Below are 20904 nucleotides of genomic sequence, written 5' to 3' on the forward strand. Positions count from 1 at the left end.
GGTCCTACTTTCCGGCGCCGAGGGTGAGGCCGGTGATGATCCGGCGGGCGAGCACGAGGTACAGCACGAGCATCGGGAGCACGACGATCGCCACGCCGGCGATCAGGCCGCCGTACTCCGACTGGTAGCTCGCCGCGCCGTAGAAGGTGAACAGCGCGCGGGAGAGCGTGAAGTGCGCCTGGTCCTTGAGGAACACGATCGCCAGCAGCGTCTCGTTCCACAGGCCGATCGCGTTGAGCGTCAACGCCGTGATCAGACCGCCGCGCGCGAGCGGCAGCATCACCGAGAAGAACGTCCGGGCCGGGGAGGCGCCGTCCAGCGACGCCGCTTCCTCGAGCTCGTCCGGCAGCGAGCGGAAGAACCCGGTCAGCAGGAACACCGTGAACGGGATCGACAACGCGACGTACAGCAGGAAGAGCCCGTACTCGTTGTCCAGGTGGGCTTTGCTCATGGTCACGAACAGCGGGATGATCACGGTCTGGAACGGCACGCCCATGCCGATCGCGACGACGTTGGTCAGCGGCCCGGACCCGCGCACGCCGAGCCGGGTCAGCGCGTACGCGCACGGCGCGGAGACGGCCACCGTCGCGACGGTCGCGAGGCCGACCAGGACCACCGTCGTGAGCACGGCGTCGCCGAAGCCCGCGTTGTTCCAGGCGTAGACGAAGTTCCGGAACGGCTTGCCGACGTGGAACCACTGGTACGGCAGCGCGAACGGCTTGGTGAAGATCTCCACCGGCGTCTTGAACGCCGCCGTGAGCAGCCAGTACAGCACCAGCACGTTGCCCGCGGTGAACGCCCACACGAGCACCGAGCCCAGCAGCCGCAGCGGGCTGAACCGCCGCGATCCCGGAGCCGGCTTCGGCTTGCGCGGAACCCGGCGGACCTCAGAACTGGATCGCGTCACGGCGCATCACCCGCCTCAGCAGCACGACCAGGATCGACACCAGCGCGATCATCGCCACCGCGCAGGCGCAGGCGGCGCCGAAGTCCGGCGTGCCGTTCGAACCGAAGGTCCGGTCGAACACGTAGATCCCCAGCGTCCACGCCTCGTTCGGCGGGGCGTACGTGCCCGGCCCGGCCAGCACGAACACCAGCTCGAAGATCTTCAGCGCGTTGATCGTCCACAGCACCCCGGCGACGCCGACGACGTCCCACGTCATCGGCAGCGTGATGTTGCGGAACTTCTGCCACGGCGAGGCGCCGCCGAGTTCGGCGTCTTCGTAGAGGTACGGCGGGATCCGGTCGACCGCGGCCATCAGGATCGTGATGTAGAAGCCGGAACTGGCCCAGATCAGCGACGCCGTCACGACGCCGGTCACGTTGGCCGGGGCCAGGAACTTGGCCGCGTCCGCGCCGGCGTGCTCCAGGACGTAGTTCGCCAGCCCCTGCTTGCCGGGCTGGTACTTGAACACGAACCCGAGAAACATCCCGAGCGCCACCGGCGCGACGATGTTCGGGAAGAACAGGATGGCGCGGACGACCTTGCCGCCGCGCATGTCCCGCAGCACCATGGTGAACAGGAACGCGAGCGCGAACGTGCCGACGCCGCCGGCGAAGACGTACACCAGCGTGTTGCGGAAGGCGTACTGGAACGAGTCGCTCGCCCACATCTGCGTGTAGTTGGTGACGCCGTTGGGCTTCGGCGTGTCCCCCGCGCCGGCCCAGCTCGTGAAGGACAGGACCACGGTCCCGAGCGTCGGCAGCACCAGGAACGCCAGGTACAGCACCAGCGCGGGCGCGGCGAACGGCCAGAACAGCCGCTTCTTGCGGCGCAGGTGCGCGCCGCCGTCGGCACGAGCCCCCGGAGCCCGTGCCGACGGCGGTGTCGTCGTGAGCGTGGCCATCAGCCCTGGTTCTTCCAGAACTCCGCGCCCTTGGCGGCGAGCTGCTCGACGAACTGCTGCGGCGTGAGCTGGCCCTTGAGCAGCGCGGTGTCGGCCGGGTCGAAGACGTCGGTCTGCCACTTGCCGCCGGCGATGCCGTCGATCCCGTCGTACTGCAGGACGTGCTCCTTCTTCGGGTCGTCGAGCGCGGCCTTGACCTGCTTGAGGTCGTCCGGCACGGCGAGGTCGGCGCGCGGCACGAGGTTGTCGGCCACCGCCGGGATGCCGGAGAGGATGTCCTTGTTGAGGAAGTAGGCGATGAACGCCTTGGCCGCCTCGGCGTGCTTGGCCTTCTTGGTCACCGAGAAGCCGATCGACATCTGCTCGACGGTGTCGTGCGTGGCGCCGGCGGGCATCGGGAACTGGAAGGAGCCGTAGGCGATCTTCGTCCCGGCACCCTGCTTGTCCAGGTACTCCCGCGTCTCGCTCGGCGCCCAGGTGCCGACGTAGAGGTAGCGCGAGTCGCCGTCGGCCCAGCGCTGCTGCACCTGCGGGAACTTCGCCGCGTCCCAGCCGTCGATGAAGTACCGGGGGAGCTTCGCGGTTTCGGTGGCGGCCTTGAGGAAGCCGGGGTCGGTCTTCCACGCCTGGCCGGTCTGGTCCGAAGCGGCCTTGTTCAGCCCGCCCGCGCCGACGTACCGCTCGGCGAGCTGGGTGAAGAAGTACATGTTGTAGAACGGGATGTCGCCGTCCTGGCTGATCGCGGCCTTGCCGTCGGCCTTCGCCTTGTCGAACAGCGCGACCAGGTCGTCCATCGTCTTGGGCTGCTGGACGTCACCCGCGGAATCCTTGTTGAACCACCAGGCACTGGACTGGACGGTGTAGGGGACCATGAAGTTCTGGCCCGCCTTGTCCTTGTTCTGCGGGAAGTCGTAGGAGCTCTTCGAAAGCACGTCCCGGACGGTCTTGTCGCCCTCGCCGACCTTCATCGCGAAGACGTCGTCGAGGCCCTGCGTGCCGCCCGGGGTCATGATGGCGGCGCCGACCTTGCTGACGTCCTGGTCGAACAGGTCCGGCACCGCGTCGGTGTTCAGCGCGGGCACCAGGTTCTGCGTGTAGGCCTTGCGCCCCAGCCACTGGACGTTCACCTTGACGCCGGTCTTCTCCTGGAAGCACTTGAACGCCTTCTGGAGCACCTTGCCCTGCGGCTCGTCGGCGGTCCACATGGCCCAGTACGTGAATTCCTTGTCCGTGGCCGGCTTGACCGCGGCCTCCGGGCAGGGCGCGTTCAGGTACTGGTCGACGCCGGGCAGGGCGTTCTCGCCGGTCCCGCTGCCGGTGTCCGCGCCCCCGCCGCACCCGGCCAGCAGGAGGGACACCCCCGCTGTCCACGCCATGAGCTTGCTCCGCCGCATATCGCCACCGCCCACATCGATGAGGAACACGCGTTCTGCGCGTTGCTGCGCAGTTTTAACAGGTTCCAAGCACTTGTCAACACTACGTCGGTACTGTCATGGACTCGCCAAAGTCCGAGGTGTCCGGCTGATCAGGCACGTAACCACATCTCAGGAGGTGTTCGCACCTCGACGCCGCCGCTGCACGCAAGTGATCGATTGACGCGTTGACGTTGCACAAACTTGCATCTACCGTGTCTTGTGTTGCGCACAACCGGCACGGATGGGGAGTTCATGAGCGGGACCTTCATGGCTGCGGAGATCGCCAGCCAGCCCGGCTGCTGGCGGGAAGCGGGTGCGCTGGCCGAGGCGAACGACGGACGGCTGCCCGCGCCGGGCGCCCGGGTGGCGATCGTCGGCTGCGGGACCTCGTGGTTCGTCGGCCAGGCCTACGCCGTACTGCGCGAATCCGCCGGGCTCGGCGAGACCGACGCGTTCGCCGCGTCCGAGTTCCCGGTGGGCCGCGCCTACGACCACGTGCTCGCGCTGACCCGCTCGGGCACCACGACCGAGGTGCACACCGTGCTCGCGAAACTGCGCGGCCGGACGAAGACCACGGTGATCACCGGGGTGCCGGGCGAGGTCGGCGGCACCGCCGACGCGGTCGTCGACCTGTCCTCGGTGGACGAGCGCTCGGTCGTGCAGACCCGGTTCGCCACCACCGCGCTGGCCATGCTGCGCGCCCACCTCGGCGAGGACCTGACCGACGTCGTCGCGCAGGCCGAGCGGGTGCTGGCCGAGCCGCTGCCGGACGCGCTGACCGGCGCGGAGCAGTTCAGCTTCCTCGGCACCGGCTGGTCGATCGGCCTCGCGAACGAGGCCGCGCTCAAGTTCCGCGAGGCGTGCCTGCTGTGGACCGAGTCCTACCCCGCGTGGGACTACCGGCACGGCCCGATCAGCATCAGCGAGCCGGGCCGGGTGACCTGGATGTTCGGCACCGCGCCGGACGGGCTCGCCGACGACGTCCGGCGGGCGGGCGGCACGTTCGTCGAGAGCGGCCTCGACCCGCTCGCCGACCTCGTCCGCGCCCAGCTCGTGGCCGGGGCGATCGCCCGCCGGAAGGGCCTCGACCCGGACCGTCCCCGCGGCTTGACGCGCTCCGTCGTCCTCACATGATCGTCACCGTGACGCCGAACGCCGCGCTCGACGTCACGTACACGGTGGACGGCCTGGTGCCGGACGCCGTGCACCGGGCGCGCGACGTCCGGCACCGGGCCGGCGGCAAGGGCGTCAACGTCGCCCGCGTGCTGCACGCGCTCGGCGTGGACGTCCGCGCGATCGCCACCGCCGGCGGGGCCACCGGGTCCGAGCTGGCCGCCGACCTCGGCGCGGCCGGGCTGGCCGCGGAGCTGGTCCCGATCGGCGGCGAGACGCGCCGGACGACCACCGTGCTGTCCGCTGTGGACGGTTCGGTGACCCTCCTCAGCGAGCCGGGCCCGGCGGTGACCGCGACGGAATGGGCGCTGCTCGCCGAGCGCGTCCGGCGGCACGACCCGGAAGTGCTGGTCTGCTCCGGCAGCCTGCCACCCGGGGCACCACCCGACGGCTACGCGCGGTTGATCGCCGGCCGCCAGTCCGTTTTGGACACTTCCGGCGAGGCCCTGCTTTCCGGGCTGGCCGGACGGCCTGCCGTCGTCAAGCCCAACGCCACCGAACTGCGCGAGGTCACCGGGCTCGACGACCCCGGGCGGGCGGCCCGCGCGCTGATGCGGGCCGGGGCGGGCGCCGTCGTCGTCTCCCTCGGCGCCGACGGGCTGCTCGCGGTCACACCCGCGGGCACCTGGCGCGCGACGCCGTCGAGCGCCCTCACCGGCAACGCCACCGGCGCGGGGGACGCCGTCGTCGCGGCCCTCGCGCTCGGGCTCAGCCGGCGCGAACCGTGGCCGGAGATCCTGCGCCGGGCCGTCGCGCTGTCCGGCGCGGCGGTGCTCGGGCCGCTCGCCGGCGACGTCGACCTCGCGCACTACCACCGTGAGCTGGGCGCCGTGCGCGTCCGGCCGGAACAGGAGACCTGATGCCGCTCGTGAGCACCGGGGACATCGTCGCGGCGGCCGCGGCGGCCCGGCGGGGCTGCGGTGCCTTCAACGCGATCCAGCTCGAACACCTCACCGCGATCACCGAGGGCGCGGCCTTGGCCGGCGCACCGGTGATCGTGCAGCTGAGCCAGAACGCCGTGCGCTACCACGGCGCGCTGGCGCCGATCGGCGGCGCCGCGCTGGCCACGGCCCGCGCGGCCGAGGCACGCGTCGCCGTGCACCTCGACCACGCCGAATCCCGCGACCTGGTGCGGGAAGCCGTCGGGCTCGGGTTCGGCTCGGTCATGTTCGACGCGTCCAAACTGGACTACTCGGACAACGTGCGCGAGACGCGGGAAGTCGTCGCGTTCTGCCACGACCACGGCGTCTGGGTGGAAGCCGAGCTCGGCGAAGTCGGCGGCAAGGACGGTGTGCACGCCCCGGGCGCGCGCACCGACCCGGACGAGGCGGCGGAGTTCGCCGCGGCGACCGGCGTCGACGCGCTCGCGGTGGCCGTCGGCAGCTCGCACGCGATGCTCACCCGGGACGCCGAACTGGACTTCGGCCTGATCACCCGGCTGCGCGAGCGGGTGCCGGTGCCACTGGTCCTGCACGGCTCGTCCGGGGTGTCCGACGACGGCCTGGCCGAGGCCGTCCGGGCGGGGATGACGAAGGTGAACATCGCGACCCAGCTCAACAAGGTCTTCACCGCGGCCGCCGCGGGCGACTGGCGCACGCACCCCGAGCGCGTGGACCCGCGCCGCTACCTGGGCGCGGGCCGCGACGCGGTGACAGCCGAGGTCCGCCGCCTCCTCAGCCTCCTTTCCGCTGGTGTCCGGTCGTGAGTGTTTAGTCGGGTTCTAACCCGACTAAACACTCACGAGCTTTTCAGGCGACCGACCAGTGCTGGTGGTCCGCAGGGGCTTGCTGGGTGACCGCGGCGCCGTCCGAGGTGGACGAGGTGGTCAACAGCAGGCCACTGTGGACGGAGGTGAAGGTGTACGTCCCGTCGGCCTGGCGGGCGGCCGTCCAGTGCTGGTTGGCCCCGCCCGTGCAGGTCCACTGGATGATCGCCGCGCCGGCCGTGGTGGCGCCGCCGTCGACGTCCGCGCACAAGCCGGATTCGACGTTGCGCAGTTCGTAGGAGCCGTCCGGCTGCCCGGTCAAGGTCCAGCTCTGGTTGGCGCCGCCGTTCGCGGTCCAGGTGACCAGTTTCGTGCCCTTGGCCGTGCTGTGGCTCGGCACGTCGAGCGCCTTGCCGCCCACCGCGACGGTGTGCGTGCCGGTCAGGACGGGCGCGGTGCCCACCGCCGTGACGGCCAGCGCCTGCTGGGCCGCGGTGCGGCCGCCGCCGACCGCGCTGCCGGTGGTGTCGGTCCAGTGCCGCACCGGCGTGGTCTCGGCCGGCCGGGCCGCGGACATGCCGAGCACCAGGCCGCTGTAGCGGTTGACCAGGCGGTACGTCCCCGACGCGCCGGGGATGACGAACCACCGCTGCCCCACCGCCGGACTGCTCGCCGCCGTCACGGTCGGCGCGGTCCCCCACGCCCGCGTGGCCGGCGACGTCGACGGGACACCGAGCAGGCCGCCGCTCCCGGCGTTGGCGATCCGGTAGGAGCCGTCGCCGTTACCGGTGAACGACCAGGCCTGCGCGGCGGAGCCGTCGCCGCTCGCGACCGACGTCGTCGCGGAACCGCGCTGGGCGAGCACCCGGCCGTCCCCGGAGGCGATCCGGTAGGTCTTGGCCGGGTCGAACGGGACCGCCGCGCGGGCCGGGTTGTCGATGGAGACGTTGACGTATTCGCCGGACGCGCCGCCGGAGCAGCCGAACGAGCAGTACGCGCGGAAGTCCTTGCCCACGATCGCCGAGCCGGTCTTGTTCACGCCGTCGACGAACCACCGGTACCACGACGCCGTGTGGTAGCCGCCCGTGCCGCCGATCGGGTACCACTTCTGCGTGGCCAGGTCGTCGGTCGCGTAGTACTGCTGCGGCGCGTTCCCGCTCTGGTCGACGGCTTGCGGCTCGCCGATGTAGAGGCCGAGGTGGGCGTTGTAGGTGATGTCCATGACGAACAGCGGTGACGTCGCGGGCATCTTGCCCGCCGCGATCTGCTGGTCCGCGGTGCCCGTGTTGGCGGGGCTGTACTCCTTCGCCGTCGGCGTGTAGCCGGTCGAGCTGTCCGGGCCGACCGGGACCTGGTTGCTTTCCTTGCCGCCGACACCGGGCTCGGTCCAGGCACCGCCGTACCACTTGCGCCACGACCCCGGCGCCATCTTGGCCGAGATCGGGGCACGCGCGGCGTGTGCGTAGAAGGCTTTCCAGCCGCCGTTCTTGTCGACCACGCGCGAGCCGTAGAAGACGTAGAAGTAGCCGGACGCGGTGTCGACGTAGAGCCGCTGGTCGCCGTCGCCGTAGTAGTAGGTCTGGTTCGGGAAGGCGGCGGTGTCCCCGCGTTTCGTGCTGAACGGCGAGGTCAGGACGTGCGCCTTGATCCGCCAGGTCCGGCCCTGGTCGGTCGAGACGGCGTAGTCGATGGCGTCGTAGTGCAAGCCATCGCCGAACGGCTGCGGGGTGAACTCGTTGTGCACCAGGCCGTACCAGTCGCCGGTGTCCGGGTCGACCCAGGTGCCGACGAGGTCGCAGAAGTTCTTCTGCGAGTAACTCGACCCGGACGGCGGATTCGTCGATTCCACGCCGGTCGGGCTGGTGTTGCACCGCTTCGTCGTGTCGTCGTTGCGGTCGGCGGGATCCGCGGGGTTCACGGCGTTGCTGATCGGGTTCTTGCTGAAGCTGTCGAAGTCCCGGCCGCTGTAGAACTCCCACTCGCGCGGCTGCGTGGCGCCGTAGAGGGCGGCGGACTGCTGGAAGTAGAAGGTGCCGTCCTTGTCGAGGTACGGACTGGCGGGCGAGTCGGTCGGGGTCGACCACGCGCCTTTCGACTGGACCGAAACGGTGTACCCGCCGGCGGGCGGGGCGGCTTCGGCGGGCGCGGCCGTGCTCACGAGCACCGCGGCGACGGCCGCCAGCGCGGCGGCGGCACGTCCGCGGCGTGAGGGTGGGGACGAGGCAGGGTGCATCGGAGCTCCTCGATCTCGACGTGGGTGGACTCGCCGGGCGCCGGGTGCTCGCAGTGTGCAGGATGTTGTTCGAAGTTGCAAGATACTGTGGGAGTTCGTTCAGGTTCACGCACCTCGGCGTTGACACATACGAACGGGTGCGGCGGGGGCGAGATTCGCAAAGGCGCTCGCCGAGAGTGGCCGCGGGACTTCACGCGGCCGGGCCGCGCGGCCGCTCGCCGGAATCGGGAGGGCCGCGCGGCGGGGGGTCAGCCCTGGGCGGTGAGCTCCAGCAGGCGGCCGGTCAGGTCGAGGTGCTCCTCGACGCTGCCGGTCAGGTACGTGAGGTCGACGAAGACCTCGTCCGGCTCGAGCACCGACACGATCTTCACGACGGACTCGGCGATGAGCTCCGGCTTGGTCTCCGGAGCGGCGTTCACCCGCAGTGCGACGCCCAGCGCGCCCGGGTCGCGGCCCGCCTGCTCGGCGCCGGCGCGCAGCTTGGCCAGGGTGTCGGTCAGGACGTTCGCCGGGAACTGCTCGGGGACCGACCAGACCGGCAGCCAGCCGTCGGCTCGCTCGGCGACGCGGCGCAGGGCCTTCTCGCCGAAGCCCGCCAGGTGCACCGGCGGCTTGCGGACCGGCTTGAGGTCGACGTGGCTCTCGGCGATCGTGTAGCCGATCCCGGTGTGGGACACCAGGTCCTGGGTCCACCACTTGTCCAGGAGGTCGAGCAGGTCGTCCAGCCGCTTGCCGCGTTCCGACATCGGGATCGCGACGGCGTCGTACTCGTCCGGCGACCAGCCGATGCCCAGCCCGGGCAGCAGGCGGCCGTTGCTGGCGACGTCGATGCTGGTCAGCAGGCGCGCGAAGTTCGCGGGCTGGTACTGGGTGGCGTTGATCGTGCTGGACCCGAGGATCGCCGTCTCGGTCACCGCCGCGGCGATGGCCAGTGCGGTGAACGGGTCCTGCGCGGTGTGGAATTCCTCGGGCATGGTGTCGTAGCCCGGGTAGGCGACCACGGGCGCGACCGGCGACAGCAGCCGGTCACCGACCCACAGACTGGCCGCCCCCGCCTGCTCGGCCGCCTTCGCGTACCGCGCGATCCCACCCGGTGTGGCCGCCGCCTTGCCGAAAACCGGAAGGCTGAAACCAAGACGCATCGATGCTCCCCTGAAGTGTCAACGGACCGTACCGGCCCTGTTGCCACTAGTACTCGCATCTGGTTGCGTGTTCAAGCAATTCACGGGGAATTCGCGATCTTCACCGGCCGCGCCGCCGTGGCCAGCAGCGCGATCGCGCCCAGCGGGACCACCAGCAGCACCAGCGCCGTGCCGATCCCCCACGTCTGCGCCAGCCAGCCGAACAACGCCGGCCCGGCCAGCACACCCGCTTGGTGCAACGTCGAATACCGCGCGATCGCCAGGCTCGTGTTCCCCTCGGCGCCGTGCCCGACCGCGCCCGAGAGCACCGGGATCACCACCGCCAGGCCGCATCCCTGCACCGCGAAACCCGCCAGCCCCACCCACGGATCCGGCGACAGCACCGACACCAGCACCCCGGCCACCGTCGCCGCCATGCTCCAGCGCAGCAGCGCCGCCGGGCCGAGCACCCGGTGGACCCGGTCGCCGAACACCCGCGTCGCCGTCTGGGCCAGCACGAACACGAAGTACCCCAGCGAAGCCACTTCGACGGCCGCGCCGCGTTGCTCGCGCAGGAAAACCCCGCACCAGCTCGAAACCGCGCCCTCGCACAACGCCGCCGCCGCGCCGAGGGCGCCCAAGACCAGCACCGAACGGGTCCAGCCGGACAGCAGGCCCACGGGCTTCCGCGGGCCCGGCCGCACCGTCCCGGCCAGCGCGTGGCGGCCGGCCACCAAGGCCAGTACGCACAACACCACGGCGACAACAGAGAAATGCGTGCCCAGCGGCAATCCTGCCCGGATCGCGGCCAGGGAACCGAGCGAGCCCGCCAGCGCGCCCGCGCCCCACACCGCGTGGAGACTGCTCAGGAACGGGCGGCGGCCGGCCCGTTCCAGCTCGACGCCCTGCGCGTTCATCGCCACGTCGAGCAGGCCGGCCAGCAGGCCCCACACCAGCATCGCGGTGGCCGCGGCGACCGCGCCCGAGGTCACTGTGACCAGGACCGGGCACCACGGCACGAGCGCCGCCGTCCAGCGGAGGACCGTGCGCGTGTCCAGGTGCGCCGACAGGTGACCGGCCACCTGCATCGCGAGCAGCACGCCGACCGTCTGGAACAGCAGCACGGCGCCGAGTTCGGCGAAGTCGAGGCCCAGTGCCGTGCGCAGCTCCGGGACGCGCGTGAACCACGTGCCCAGCAGGACGCCGACGACGAAGAACACCGTGGCGACAGCGGTCCTGGGCCGGCGCAGGGGAAGAACGGTGCTAGTCATCGGTTCCGGTGCCGCGGTCGAGGTCGCCGTAACCGTGCGCGCCGTCCCACGTGCCGACCGGGACGTGCGCGTTGAACGGCTGCCCGTCCTCACGCCGCATCGCCGGGCGCCGGTGGGCCAGGTGGACGAACACGTCGTCGAACTGGACGGCGGACCCGGCGGTGGCGACGCGGTAGAGCATGTCCTCGTCTTCGCCGCCCCAGCCGCGGTAGCGCTCGTCGAGGCCGCCGACCGCGGTGAACAGGTCCGGCGTGAGCCACAGGCACGCGCCCGGCACGTCCCGCAGCAGCAGCCCGCGCGTCCCGGCGAGCGGCACGCCTGCCGTGCGCCCGCCGCACCGGTCTTCGATCAGGCGATCGCTGGACTGCGCGTCCAGCGACAGCATTTCGGTGTGCGGCAGGTGCGCGTCGTGGCCGTGCTCGGCGAACCGGGCGTGGTTGCGCCGCAGGAAGTCGCGGTCCACCAGGATGTCCGCGTCGAGCAGGCACAGCGTGCGTGCGGCGCCCAGGGTGTGGCGGACACCGGCGTTGACCGTCCACGACTTGTTGAACAAGCCGTGCCCGGTGACGTGCAGGTAGTGGTCGGCCAGCGGCTCGATCCGGTCGCGCCACCGGGGTTCCTCGTCGAACTCGACCACGGTCACGCGGTAGTCCGACGCCGGCATCGTCTGGTCGCGCAGGGCGAGCAGGCACGCCAGCAGGTTGCGGATCCGGCCCGCGCCGTCGCGGTCGGAGATCGGGACGACGACGAGCACTTCGTCGCCGCGGCCGTCCGGGCGGCTCGGGGCCCCGGCCGCGAGCCCGGTCAGCCGCTCGACGTCGGCGCTCCGCGCGGCCGGCCCGTAGTCCGGGCCGCGGAAGTAGTTGATGTAGACGTTGTCGTCGGCGACGTCGGCCCGTGCAGCCAGTTCCTCGGCCAGCGCCGGGTCTTCCGCGAACAGGTCCGCGACCCGCGCGGCGAGGGCGCGCTCGGCATCGGCGTCCGTCGGGTGCGCGACCAGCCGCCGGTAGGCGAGGTCGCCGCCGAGCCGGGTGCCGATCGGATCGCCCACCGCGCGGTAGAAGCGTTCGCTGTGCATCCAGTAGTCGGCGGCCACGTCGGGCACCGCCGGGTCGAGTGTCAGGACGACGTAGCTCGTGACGCGCGCGGCGAGGTCGCCGGTGGCCGGCTCGGCCCGCCGGTAGGGCGAGACGGCCGCGAACGTGCCCTCTCGGCCCGAGCGCGTCGGCCGGATCCGCATCGGGTTCGCCGCCCGCAGCTCGCACATCGGGCTGCAGTCACAGGGGTGTGGTTGCACGGGGAAGCCGCCCTTCGCTGCCTGTGGTGTGCCGGACGATGGCCGGGACCAGGTCCGGCCAGTCCACTTCGGACAGTTCGTGCCCGGCCCGGCCGAGGATCCGCACCGCCGCGCCGGGGATCGCCGCCGCCAGCGCGTGCGCGTGGGCGACGGGGTGGATCGGGTCGTCGGCGCCGTGGACCACCAGCGTCGGCGCGGTGATCCGGCCGAGCCGGGGCCGCCACGGCGCCCCGTGGTCGAGGTAGGCGTGGTTGCCCGCGGACTCGAGCCGGCCACCGGCGCGGACGAACACCCTCGCCGCCACCCGCCGGTGCGCGTGCTCGTCGAAGTCCCGCGACGGCCCCGAAAGCGGCCGGGCCGCGGCCACCAGGTGCTCGACGACCGAGTCCCGGTCGGTCCAGTCCGGCGGCTCGACGTCGGCCAGCGCGGTCAGCACGCGCAGCGACGGCGGCGGCAGGTCGGGGCCTTCGCCGGGACTGGTCGCCACGAGGGTGAGCGACGCGATCCGCGCCGGTTCGGCCAGGGCCGCGACCTGCGCGATCATGCCGCCCAGCGAAATCCCGACCACGTGCGCCCGCTCGACGCCGAGCGCGTCGAGCACGCCGACAGCGTCCGCGGCCAGGTCCCGCAGCTCGTACGGCGGCTCCCCCGGCGGGTAGCTCACCGAACGGCCGGTGTCGCGGTGGTCGTAGCGGATCACGTACCGGGACTCGCCCGCGAGCAGCTCGCAGAACCCGGCGTCCCACGCCAGCATCGACGCGCCCGACCCGGCCACCAGCAGGATCGCCGGGTCCGCCGGGTCGCCGAAGGTCTGCACGCAGAGGTCGACGCCGTTGGCCCGCACGATCCGGTCGCGCGCGGGCACGTCCACCACCGGCGGGAGGTCGTCGAGCAGGTCGCGGACCACCGCGGCGTACGCGGCCCGTTCGGCGGGCATGCCGTGCACGCGCCGGACGTGCTCCTGCCCGTGCCGCCGCAGCCGCCGGGCCAGCACGTCGTCGTCGAGCAGCCGCCGCACCTGCTCCCGCAGGCCGTCGCGGTCGGCGAACACCAGGCCGGTGGCGTCGTGCTCGACCAGGCAGGTGTTGCCCGGGATGTCCCGCACGACGACCGGGCAGCCGACGTCCATCGCTTCGAGCAGCGAGTTCGGGCTGCACTCCGACGTCGACGTGTTGAGCACCGCGGTCGCCTCGCGCATCGCGGCGTGCAGGTCTTCGCGGGCCAGCGCGCCGACGTACCGCACCGCGGGGCTGCCGCCGCAGCGCCGCCGCACCATGGCTTCGTAGTCCTCGTCGTAGGAAACGCCCGCGATGACGAGCCGGACGCGGTCGTCGTCCTCGTGCAGCTGCTTGACGGCGTCGATCGCGAACAGCGGGTCCTTGACCGGCCGCAGTCCCGCGGGCAGGAGCAGCAGCTTCGCGTCGGCGCCGACGCCGAGCGCGCGGCGCAGCGAGTAGTCCGACGGCGTCGTGCGCACGCCCTGCGGGATGTACCGCACCTTGTCGGCGACCTGCGGCCACAGTTCGCGGCTGCGCCGCACGAAGTCGTCGTTGAACGCGACCAGGCCGGCGGCGCGCTCGACGGCCTGGGTCATCACCTGGTGGAACACCGGTTCCAACGCGTATTCGTTGAGGTCGGTGCCGCCGAGGACGAGCACGTACGGGCGGCCGGTCTCGAGGAAGGTGCTGCCGCTGAGCAGGGCGTGCGTGCCGACCATCGCGAGCACGTCGGCGTCCTTGGCCGCCTCGGCCACCGCGTCGGCGTGGGGCAGCAGCCGGACCGGGTGCCCGCTCGCGGACAGGTGCTCGGCGATCCGCCGCGTCGTCGTGTCGCCGCCACTGGCCGCCGGGCTGTGGAGCAGGGCTAGCAGAGTCATTTCACCACCCCAGTCGGGGATTTCATCGCTCGGAGAGGAAGCTGCGGATCAGGGTGGCAGCTGTTCGTCAAGGGGAACGTCTCCTCGATTGCCCGTGCGAAACACACGTCCGCGGGGGTGCGTCGGTTAGGTTCGGGAGGTGCTGATCGACGATCTTTCCGCCGCGCTGCCCGCCGACCGGCTGGTCCGAGACCCCGACGTCGTGCGGAGCTTCGCCCACGACGAAGCCGAATGGGCGCCGTACGCGCAGCCCGCCGTGGTCGTCCGGCCGCACACCGCCGAGGAGGTCCAGGCCGTGGTCCGGGCGTGCGTGGCGCACCGCGCGCCGCTCGTCACCCGCGGCGCCGGGACCGGGCTGTCCGGTGGCGCGAACGCCGTCGACGGCTGCGTCGTGCTGGTGACCGACCGGCTCACCGCCGTCAAGGAGATCAACGAGCTGGAGCGGTACGCCGTCGTCGAGCCCGGGGTGGTCAACGACGACCTGCGGGCCGCCTGCGCGGAGCACGGCCTCTGGTACCCGCCCGACCCGGCCAGCTCGCCGTGGTCGACGATCGGCGGGAACGTCGCCACCAACGCCGGCGGCGTCTGCTGCGTCAAGTACGGCGTCACCCGCGACTACGTCCTGGGCCTGCAGGTCGTCACCGGCACCGGCGAGCTCGTCCGGCTCGGCCGGCGCACCGCCAAGGGCGTCGCGGGCTACGACCTGACCGGGCTCATGGTCGGCTCCGAAGGCACGCTGGGCGTGGTCACCGAGGTCACCGTCCGGCTGCGGCCCGCCCGCGCCGCCGAGCGCACGGTCGCCGGGTACTTCGACACGACCGTCGCCGCCGGCCGGGCGGCCGCGGCGATCGCGGCCCGCGGCGTCTTGCCTTCGGCGCTGGAGCTCGTCGACCGGCACTGCCTCGCCGCCGTCGACCAGTGGAAGAACATGGGCCTGTCGACCGATGCGAACGTGGTCTTGCTCGCCCGCACGGACGCACCGGGGGCGCTGGGCGAGCACGAAGCCGCGGAGATCCTGGCGTGCTTCGAGGGGGCCGGCGCGACCTGGGCCGCGCAGTCGACCGACCAGGCCGAGGCGGACGCGCTGTTCGCCGCCCGCCGGCTGGCCTATCCCGCGCTGGAACGGCTCGGGCCGCTGCTCACCGAGGACGTCTGCGTCCCCACGCAGGCCGTGCCCGAAATGCTCGCCCGCATCGACGCCGCCGCGCAGCGCCACGGCGTGCTCATCGCGAACGTCGCGCACATCGGCGACGGCAACCTGCACCCGCTGCTCGTCACCCCGGCCGGCGACGACGCGGCCCGCGCCGGCGCCCAGGCCGCGTTCGACGACATCATCGCCGGTGCGCTCGACCTCGGCGGCACGGTCACCGGCGAGCACGGCGTCGGCCTGCTCAAGCAGCCCGGGCTGGCCCGCGAGCTCGGCCCCGAGGTGCTGGCGCTGCACCGCGCGGTCAAGCACGCCCTCGATCCGCACGGCATCCTCAACCCCGGCAAGGTCTTTCCGGAAGGGACACCCGCATGATCGTCCGCACGCACGCCGGTCAGGTCCGCGGCGAAGCCACCACCACCGGTGCCCGCTTCCGCGGTATCCCGTACGCCGCCGCGCCCGAAGGCGAGCTGCGGTTCGCCGCGCCCGCGCCGGCCCCGTCGTGGGACGGCGTGCGGGACGCCCGCGCCGCCGGGCCCACCGCACCGCAGCGGCACCGCGAGATCCCGGGCCTCGACCTGTCGGCCGTGGTCGGTGACGGCTGGCGGCCGGGCCCGGAGTACCTGACGGTGGACGTGTGGACGCCGGATCCGGGCGCCGGCAGCCTGCCGGTGCTGGTGTTCCTGCACGGCGGCGCGTTCCTCGGCGGCACCGGGTCGGCCCCGGTCTACGACGGGACCGCGTTCACCCGTGCCGGCGCGGTGCTGGTCACCGTGCAGTACCGGCTCGGCGTCGAGGGCTTCCTCCCGCTCGGCGAGGCGACCAACCTCGGCCTGCGCGACCACCTCGCCGCGCTGCGGTGGGTCGGCGAGAACATCGCCGCGTTCGGCGGCGACCCCGGCAACGTCACGCTCTTCGGCGAGTCGGCGGGCGCGATCAGCGTGGCCTGCTTGCTCGGTTCCCCGCTCTCGCAAGGTCTTTTCCGCCGCGTGATCGTCCAAAGCGGACACGCCAACCTGGTGCGCGGGCGCGCGGAACTCGACCGGCTCACCACCGCCGTCGCCACCGGCCTCGGCGTCGAACCGACCGCCGAGGCGTTCCGGGGCTTGCCGACCGAGCGGCTGCTCGAAGCGCAGGACGCGCTCCTCAGACCCGGCGGCACCCCCGACCTGCGCGACGCGGACGGGCACGACCGGAGCTTCGGGCTCAGCCCGTTCCTGCCCCTGGTCGGCGACGACGTCCTGCCGGTGCACCCGGGCGAGGCGATCCGCGGCGGGGCGGGCGGCGACGTCGACCTGATCGCGGGGACGTGCCGCGAGGAGATGCGCCTGTACTTCGGCCCGGCCGGGCTGCTCGACGTGCTCACCGAAGAGCAGGCCGTGGCCATGCTGTCGGCGTCGCACCCGGACGCGGCGGGCGTGCTCGCGGGCTACGGCCTCGGCGACGGCCGGACGGCGGGCGAGGTGTTCGTCGAGGCCATGACCGACCTGGTCTTCGGCGACGGCGTCCGCGAGCTCGTGGCCGCCCACCGCGGCCGGTCGTTCCGCTACGAGTTCGCGTGGCAGGCCCCGAAGCTCGGCGCGTGCCACGGCATGGAGCTGCCGTTCGTGTTCGATTCCCTGGCCGCTTCGACGTCGTTCACCGGCGAGGGCGCCCCGGCGGAGCTGGCCCGCGAAGTCAACGGCGCGTGGGCGCGGTTCGCCGCCACCGGCGACCCCGGCTGGTGCGCGGAGCCTGCCGTCCTCGGCTGACGCAACCCCTGTCCCACGTTCCGGAAAACCCTTACAAATGCCGGGTCAACCCCTGTTCTGGTCAATTCCCGGATAGGAGCCGGACATCTTGACACGGCGAACGGCCGTCAGGCATCGTCGAAGAGACGCAGGCCACATTTCCTGCTTTTCCTCCGCGTAGACGAGCCCACGGAGAATCAATCATGACGAACATCAAGGTGACGCTTTCCGGTGGTCCCGCCGAACTGATCGAACGGCACCGCGAATGGACGGTCGGCAGCATCGGCGAAGTCGCGAAGGTCAGCTTCGGCGCCGGGTACGAGCACTTCTCCCACGAGGGCGAGTTCACGACGGGCACCGCGGGCGACCCGGTGCCGGTGTTCGCCTGGTGCGGGCGCACCAGAGTCGCCGAGTGACCTGCGTGCGGCTCCACCCGGATCTCCACCCCGCGGAGGTCCTCCTCCACCCGTGACCGGCGTTAGTTTCCGTCCCGTCGGGTGCCGCAACGGGCGGCACCGGGGGAAGGGGAATCCGCGATGGGTGAAGTCCTCGGTTTCATGCTGCTCCGTTTCGCCGTCATCGGCGGCGGGATCGCGCTGCTGATCCTGCTGCTCGGCGTGGTCGTGTTCGCGCTCAAGAAAGCGGGCCGGTACGACCGGGCGAAGGAGGTCGGCGGCAAGGCGATCGATTACCTGAACGAGCGCGGAAAATCGTGAAGATCAGTCGTGGTCGAGGCCGTGCCGCACGGCGTAGCGCATGGCCTCGATCCGGTTGCGGGCGCCGATCTTGGCGAACGCGTTGTTGATGTGCGTTTTCACGGTCGTCTCGGCGACGAACAGCGCGGCCGCGATCTCGGCGTTGCTGAGCCCGGACGTGATCAGGCCGAGCACCTCGGCCTCGCGCGCGGTGAGGCCGTCCGGCGGGGTTTCCGCGCGCGGGACGGCTTTCCGCGCGCCCGGGTCGAGCAGCGCGCCGGCCACCTGGCGCGAAACCCCGGCCCCGAACGTCAGCTGCCCCGAAGCCACCGCCCGCAACGCGGCACCGATCTCGGCGCGGCCCGCGTCCTTCGTCAGGTACCCGCGCGCGCCGGCGGCCAGCGCGCCGGCGATCGAGGCGTCGTCGGCGTAGGTCGTCAGCACCACGACGGCGACGTCCGGGTGGTCCGCGGTGATCCGCCGGGTCGCGTCGGCCCCGCTCAGGACGGGCATGTTCAGGTCCATCAGCACGACGTCGGGCTCGAGCCGCGAGACGAGCTCGAGCGCCTGCGCCCCGTCCGCCGCGGTCCCGGTCACCTCGACGCCGTCGAGCAGGTCCAGCAGCGCGGCCAGTCCTTCGCGCACGGCCTGCTGGTCGTCGGCCACGATCACCCTGATCACCACGGGCACGCTACCACTCACCGATCGTGGTCCACGGTGGACGAGGTCGGCAGAATGGCGCGGTGCTGACTCGTGAACACGTGCGGGCCCACTGGTGGCGCGTGGCGCTCGTGGCGGCGGCGATCGCCGTGGTCCCGTTCGCGCGCAACGATCCCTTCGCGGCGGTCTTCGGCCTGCTCCCGGTCCTCGTCTGGGCCTTCTCGCCCGGCTCGCCGTGGACGGGTGCCGTCCTCGTGGCCCTGCTGGCGTGGTTCGTGGTCCCGCGCGAACTGGACGCGACCGGCCCGTGGGTCCCGGCGGCGATCGAGGTCTACTGGCTGTACCCGCTGGTGGCGGCGGTCGCATGGGCGGCTCTCGAGCGACGGCACTTCGGGCGTCCCACGGCCGTGGCGCTCACCGGGTTCGCCGTCACCTGCGGGGTCCTGGTCACCGGCTGGCAGGCCGCCCCCGGCGACGAAGGCGTGTACCCCGGCCCACCAGCGCTGCGGATCAGCCAAGACATCGACTGCGGCTCGGGCGGCTGCTGGCGAGTCCTGACCGCCACCGGCGACCGGGCTCCGGAAGTGGTGGCCGGCTACCTGACGGCCAAGAACTTCACGCGGAACGACATCGCGGCGGTACCGCGCTTCTGCCGGACGGTCGGGCTCCTGGTGACCCACCGGACGTGCGCCAGGGTCCGCCCACTGGGGCCGGCCCTGGCGCGCGTCGAGTGGTACGTCGACTGAACGAGCACGCCTGACCCAAGCGCCCCAAGGCGGCCTTCGGTGCGTCAGACGCACCGAAGGCCGCCTTGGGTGCGTCAGACGCAACCAGGGCCACATTGGGGCGCTGGGAACCCGGTCAGCCCGGGGCCACCGCCCGGCCGGTCGACGGTGAGATCATCCCCGCGCACAGGCCCCGGCTCGCCAGGTTCTGCGCGATGCGCGGGATCGCCGTCAGCGTGTTGGCCGGCCACTCGTGCATCAGGATGATCTGGCCGTTCTGCAGGCGGCCGTTGGCCTGGACGATGGCGTCGACGCTCGCGCCGTTCCAGTCCTGGGAATCGACGTCCCAGATGATCTGGCGCAAGCCGTACTTCGACGCCACCGCCTGGACCGTCCCGTTCGTTTCCCCGTAGGGCGGGCGGAACAGCCGGGGCGTACCGCCGCCGCCGGCCGCGATCGCCTGCTGCGTGCGGGAAATCTCCGCGTCGACCTGTGCCTGGCTCTGCTGGGTCAGGTGCGGGTGCGTGTAGCTGTGGTTGCCCACCCACATGCCCGCACTGACCTGCGCGCGGACCTGGGCCGGGTACGCGGCCGCGTACTGGCCCTCGTTGAACATCGTGGCCCGCAACCCGTTTTGCCGCAACGCGTTGAGCAGCGCCGGGGTCTTGCCGGACGAGGGCCCGTCGTCGAACGTCAGGCCGACGTACCCGCCGCACGCCGCCGCGTGGGCCGGGGTGACCGCGAACGTGCTCCCCGCGGCCAGCACCGCGGCCGCCAGCACGACTCTCCAAGCACGCATGGTCAGCCCACCGTCAGGTTCGAGTTGCCGCTGCTCTGGTAACCCTCGGTCGCGAGGATCATGTAGTAGTTGAAGCTGCCCAGCCGCATGCCGTAGCGGGCCCACGCGTCGAAGTGGTTGCCGGTGGTGATGGTGCCGCCGGTCTTCTTCTGCTGCCGGACGCTCCAGTACTGGTTGAACGTCTTGTTCCCTTCGACCGAAGGCGCGTTGTAGCGGGTCGTCTGGTAGATGTCGTAGGTGCCGCCGTCGCTGGTCACGGTGCCCTTGTACGTCCCGGTCGGCCGGTAGTTGCCCCAGTTGTCGACGATGTAGTACTCGACGAGCGGGTTGGACGTCCAGCCGTAGAGCGCCAGGTAACCGTTTCCGGAGGGGTTGAAGCTGCCGGAATAGTTCACGGTCCGCCTGCTGCCGTTGCTCCACCCCTTTCCGCCGACGAAGTTCCCGACGTTGCTCCAGTTCATCCGGTAGTTGCCGCCCGAGCCGAGCGTCATGCTGACCGAGCCGCCGCCGTCGGTCCAGAACGAGTAGTAGTACCCGTTGTCGTACCCGGTCCGGCTGGTGGTGATGACGGTGTCGGCCCGGGCGGTGCCGGGCAGGAACGCGGCGATCAGCGCAAGGACGGCTCCGCCGGCGAACACCCTGCCGCGACCACGTTTCTTGGTGAGCATGCTTCCTCCTCGTCGAGGGCTGGATGGCGAAAGCATGCGATCAACGCAGGTGGTGGGGCAATAACTTTCGGAAAGTTTCGATGCTCCCGCGGCGCGCCCATTCCGTCAACCCCTATGAATTCAGGGGGAATTGCCGCACCCGGAAAGCGCTAGCGTCGGCACCGCAACTGTTTCCTACCCAACGGGGGGTTCCCATGAAACGCATTGCGGCGACGGCTGCGCTCGGACTGGCCTTCGCGGCCCTGCCGGTGCTGGCCGGGACGGCGTCCGCGGCGGAATCGGTCACCTGCGGCAACTACGCGACGCCGGGGGCGTCCGGCCCCAACGCGCGTGACTACTACTGGGGCAACTGCGGTTCCACCGCCACGAAGATCAAGGTCTACGCCCTGACCTACGGCGGTGCGTTCAAGACGTACTACGGCGACAAGTGCGTCGCCGCGGGCACGGCGGCGCTGATCGGCCAGACGACGCAGTACCTGGTGTCGTCCTACACCGGTGAGGACACCGGCACGGCCTGCTGAACCGGTGCGGGGCGGGCCGCC

Annotated in this window: 20 protein-coding genes; 9 read left to right on the forward strand and 11 right to left on the reverse strand. The window is 71.8% G+C overall.

Translation table 11 applies throughout. The annotated features are described in order from the left end of the window. Positions 1 to 4 precede the first annotated feature (4 nt). Genes SD460_RS42975 through SD460_RS42985 form a run of 3 tightly spaced genes read right to left on the reverse strand, consistent with a single transcriptional unit; the run spans position 5 to position 3223 of the window. The gene (locus SD460_RS42975; protein WP_290056602.1) at positions 5 to 907 is read right to left on the reverse strand and encodes a carbohydrate ABC transporter permease; all 903 of its coding nucleotides are present in this window, start codon (positions 905 to 907) and stop codon (positions 5 to 7) included. Further along, the gene (locus SD460_RS42980; protein WP_290056603.1) at positions 888 to 1847 is read right to left on the reverse strand and encodes a carbohydrate ABC transporter permease; all 960 of its coding nucleotides are present in this window, start codon (positions 1845 to 1847) and stop codon (positions 888 to 890) included. Before SD460_RS42980 ends, SD460_RS42975 begins: the two co-directional genes overlap by 20 nt. Beyond that, positions 1847 to 3223: an ABC transporter substrate-binding protein gene (locus SD460_RS42985; protein WP_290056604.1), complete on the reverse strand. Its 1377-nt coding sequence runs from the start codon at positions 3221 to 3223 to the stop codon at positions 1847 to 1849. Before SD460_RS42985 ends, SD460_RS42980 begins: the two co-directional genes overlap by 1 nt. Positions 3224 to 3514: 291 nt before the next feature. On the opposite strand from SD460_RS42985, the gene SD460_RS42990 reads away from it, so the two are divergent. The 3 genes from SD460_RS42990 to SD460_RS43000 are packed head-to-tail and all read left to right on the forward strand — an operon-like array spanning position 3515 to position 6140. Beyond that, positions 3515 to 4396: an SIS domain-containing protein gene (locus SD460_RS42990; RefSeq protein ID WP_290056605.1), complete on the forward strand. Its 882-nt coding sequence runs from the start codon at positions 3515 to 3517 to the stop codon at positions 4394 to 4396. Beyond that, positions 4393 to 5295 (forward strand): 1-phosphofructokinase family hexose kinase, encoded by a 903-nt coding sequence (locus SD460_RS42995; protein ID WP_290056606.1) that lies wholly within the window; start codon positions 4393 to 4395, stop codon positions 5293 to 5295. Before SD460_RS42990 ends, SD460_RS42995 begins: the two co-directional genes overlap by 4 nt. Further along, a complete protein-coding gene (locus tag SD460_RS43000; protein ID WP_290056607.1) occupies positions 5295 to 6140 on the forward strand; it encodes a class II fructose-bisphosphate aldolase in 846 nt (281 codons plus the stop codon). The genes SD460_RS42995 and SD460_RS43000 overlap by 1 nt, the downstream gene beginning before the upstream one ends. Before the next feature lie 43 nt (positions 6141 to 6183). On the opposite strand, the gene SD460_RS43005 is transcribed toward SD460_RS43000, so the two are convergent. The 5 genes from SD460_RS43005 to SD460_RS43025 all read right to left on the reverse strand — a co-directional run bounded on the left by SD460_RS43005 (position 6184) and on the right by SD460_RS43025 (position 13938). Further along, positions 6184 to 8373, reverse strand: coding sequence for an RICIN domain-containing protein (locus SD460_RS43005; RefSeq protein ID WP_290056608.1), 2190 nt, complete (start codon positions 8371 to 8373; stop codon positions 6184 to 6186). A gap of 248 nt (positions 8374 to 8621) precedes the next feature. Next, positions 8622 to 9515, reverse strand: coding sequence for a TIGR03619 family F420-dependent LLM class oxidoreductase (locus SD460_RS43010; RefSeq protein WP_290056609.1), 894 nt, complete (start codon positions 9513 to 9515; stop codon positions 8622 to 8624). An 80-nt stretch (positions 9516 to 9595) separates the two neighbouring features. Further along, entirely contained in the window at positions 9596 to 10765 is a 1170-nt protein-coding gene (locus tag SD460_RS43015; RefSeq protein WP_290056610.1) for an MFS transporter, read from the reverse strand. Continuing rightward, positions 10758 to 12032: a glycosyltransferase family 2 protein gene (locus SD460_RS43020; RefSeq protein WP_290056611.1), complete on the reverse strand. Its 1275-nt coding sequence runs from the start codon at positions 12030 to 12032 to the stop codon at positions 10758 to 10760. The genes SD460_RS43015 and SD460_RS43020 overlap by 8 nt, the downstream gene beginning before the upstream one ends. 10 nt (positions 12033 to 12042) lie before the next feature. Beyond that, positions 12043 to 13938 carry an alpha/beta fold hydrolase gene (locus SD460_RS43025; protein ID WP_290056612.1) on the reverse strand — a complete coding sequence of 632 codons (1896 nt, stop codon included), beginning with the start codon at positions 13936 to 13938 and terminating at the stop codon, positions 12043 to 12045. A gap of 139 nt (positions 13939 to 14077) precedes the next feature. Between SD460_RS43025 and SD460_RS43030 the strand changes: the two genes are divergently transcribed. The 4 genes from SD460_RS43030 (at position 14078) to SD460_RS43045 (ending at position 17531) form a co-directional block, all read left to right on the forward strand. After that, the gene (locus SD460_RS43030; protein WP_318307645.1) at positions 14078 to 15460 is read left to right on the forward strand and encodes an FAD-binding oxidoreductase; all 1383 of its coding nucleotides are present in this window, start codon (positions 14078 to 14080) and stop codon (positions 15458 to 15460) included. After that, complete coding sequence (locus tag SD460_RS43035) at positions 15457 to 16836, forward strand: carboxylesterase/lipase family protein (RefSeq protein ID WP_290058686.1); 1380 nt, start codon at positions 15457 to 15459, stop codon at positions 16834 to 16836. Before SD460_RS43030 ends, SD460_RS43035 begins: the two co-directional genes overlap by 4 nt. A gap of 182 nt (positions 16837 to 17018) precedes the next feature. Then, the gene (locus tag SD460_RS43040) at positions 17019 to 17231 is read left to right on the forward strand and encodes a DUF5988 family protein (RefSeq protein ID WP_247014044.1); all 213 of its coding nucleotides are present in this window, start codon (positions 17019 to 17021) and stop codon (positions 17229 to 17231) included. Between the two features lie 120 nt (positions 17232 to 17351). Beyond that, positions 17352 to 17531 carry a hypothetical protein gene (locus SD460_RS43045; protein WP_290058683.1) on the forward strand — a complete coding sequence of 60 codons (180 nt, stop codon included), beginning with the start codon at positions 17352 to 17354 and terminating at the stop codon, positions 17529 to 17531. A 3-nt stretch (positions 17532 to 17534) separates the two neighbouring features. On the opposite strand, the gene SD460_RS43050 is transcribed toward SD460_RS43045, so the two are convergent. After that, positions 17535 to 18191, reverse strand: a complete 657-nt coding sequence (locus SD460_RS43050) for a response regulator transcription factor (protein WP_318307646.1) — start codon at positions 18189 to 18191, stop codon at positions 17535 to 17537. Between the two features lie 62 nt (positions 18192 to 18253). Between SD460_RS43050 and SD460_RS43055 the strand changes: the two genes are divergently transcribed. After that, positions 18254 to 18916 (forward strand): hypothetical protein, encoded by a 663-nt coding sequence (locus tag SD460_RS43055; protein WP_290058680.1) that lies wholly within the window; start codon positions 18254 to 18256, stop codon positions 18914 to 18916. A gap of 115 nt (positions 18917 to 19031) precedes the next feature. On the opposite strand, the gene SD460_RS43060 is transcribed toward SD460_RS43055, so the two are convergent. Both SD460_RS43060 and xynA read right to left on the reverse strand, forming a co-directional pair. Continuing rightward, a complete protein-coding gene (locus SD460_RS43060) occupies positions 19032 to 19694 on the reverse strand; it encodes a polysaccharide deacetylase family protein (RefSeq protein WP_290058679.1) in 663 nt (220 codons plus the stop codon). A 2-nt stretch (positions 19695 to 19696) separates the two neighbouring features. Next, positions 19697 to 20362 (reverse strand): endo-1,4-beta-xylanase XynA, encoded by a 666-nt coding sequence (xynA, locus tag SD460_RS43065; protein WP_290058677.1) that lies wholly within the window; start codon positions 20360 to 20362, stop codon positions 19697 to 19699. A gap of 194 nt (positions 20363 to 20556) precedes the next feature. Here xynA and SD460_RS43070 point away from each other — a divergent pair, with 194 nt between their 5' ends. Beyond that, positions 20557 to 20883: a hypothetical protein gene (locus SD460_RS43070; RefSeq protein WP_290058676.1), complete on the forward strand. Its 327-nt coding sequence runs from the start codon at positions 20557 to 20559 to the stop codon at positions 20881 to 20883. Positions 20884 to 20904 lie beyond the last annotated feature (21 nt).

The sequence above is a fragment of the Amycolatopsis solani genome, from assembly GCF_033441515.1.
Classification (GTDB): Bacteria; Actinomycetota; Actinomycetes; order Mycobacteriales; family Pseudonocardiaceae; genus Amycolatopsis; species Amycolatopsis solani.

What these genes read in the sequence shown, in the direction of transcription:
- xynA (WP_290058677.1), bottom strand. Translation starts at nt 20,362, where the DNA reads ATGCTCACCAAGAAACGTGGTCGCGGCAGGGTGTTCGCCGGCGGAGCC.
- SD460_RS43020 (WP_290056611.1), bottom strand. Translation starts at nt 12,032, where the DNA reads ATGTGCGAGCTGCGGGCGGCGAACCCGATGCGGATCCGGCCGACGCGC.
- SD460_RS43040 (WP_247014044.1), top strand. Translation starts at nt 17,019, where the DNA reads ATGACGAACATCAAGGTGACGCTTTCCGGTGGTCCCGCCGAACTGATC.
- SD460_RS42995 (WP_290056606.1), top strand. Translation starts at nt 4,393, where the DNA reads ATGATCGTCACCGTGACGCCGAACGCCGCGCTCGACGTCACGTACACG.
- SD460_RS42980 (WP_290056603.1), bottom strand. Translation starts at nt 1,847, where the DNA reads ATGGCCACGCTCACGACGACACCGCCGTCGGCACGGGCTCCGGGGGCT.
- SD460_RS43005 (WP_290056608.1), bottom strand. Translation starts at nt 8,373, where the DNA reads ATGCACCCTGCCTCGTCCCCACCCTCACGCCGCGGACGTGCCGCCGCC.
- SD460_RS43060 (WP_290058679.1), bottom strand. Translation starts at nt 19,694, where the DNA reads ATGCGTGCTTGGAGAGTCGTGCTGGCGGCCGCGGTGCTGGCCGCGGGG.
- SD460_RS43010 (WP_290056609.1), bottom strand. Translation starts at nt 9,515, where the DNA reads ATGCGTCTTGGTTTCAGCCTTCCGGTTTTCGGCAAGGCGGCGGCCACA.
- SD460_RS43000 (WP_290056607.1), top strand. Translation starts at nt 5,295, where the DNA reads ATGCCGCTCGTGAGCACCGGGGACATCGTCGCGGCGGCCGCGGCGGCC.
- SD460_RS43035 (WP_290058686.1), top strand. Translation starts at nt 15,457, where the DNA reads ATGATCGTCCGCACGCACGCCGGTCAGGTCCGCGGCGAAGCCACCACC.
- SD460_RS42990 (WP_290056605.1), top strand. Translation starts at nt 3,515, where the DNA reads ATGAGCGGGACCTTCATGGCTGCGGAGATCGCCAGCCAGCCCGGCTGC.
- SD460_RS43015 (WP_290056610.1), bottom strand. Translation starts at nt 10,765, where the DNA reads ATGACTAGCACCGTTCTTCCCCTGCGCCGGCCCAGGACCGCTGTCGCC.
- SD460_RS43070 (WP_290058676.1), top strand. Translation starts at nt 20,557, where the DNA reads ATGAAACGCATTGCGGCGACGGCTGCGCTCGGACTGGCCTTCGCGGCC.
- SD460_RS43025 (WP_290056612.1), bottom strand. Translation starts at nt 13,938, where the DNA reads ATGACTCTGCTAGCCCTGCTCCACAGCCCGGCGGCCAGTGGCGGCGAC.
- SD460_RS43045 (WP_290058683.1), top strand. Translation starts at nt 17,352, where the DNA reads ATGGGTGAAGTCCTCGGTTTCATGCTGCTCCGTTTCGCCGTCATCGGC.
- SD460_RS42985 (WP_290056604.1), bottom strand. Translation starts at nt 3,223, where the DNA reads ATGGCGTGGACAGCGGGGGTGTCCCTCCTGCTGGCCGGGTGCGGCGGG.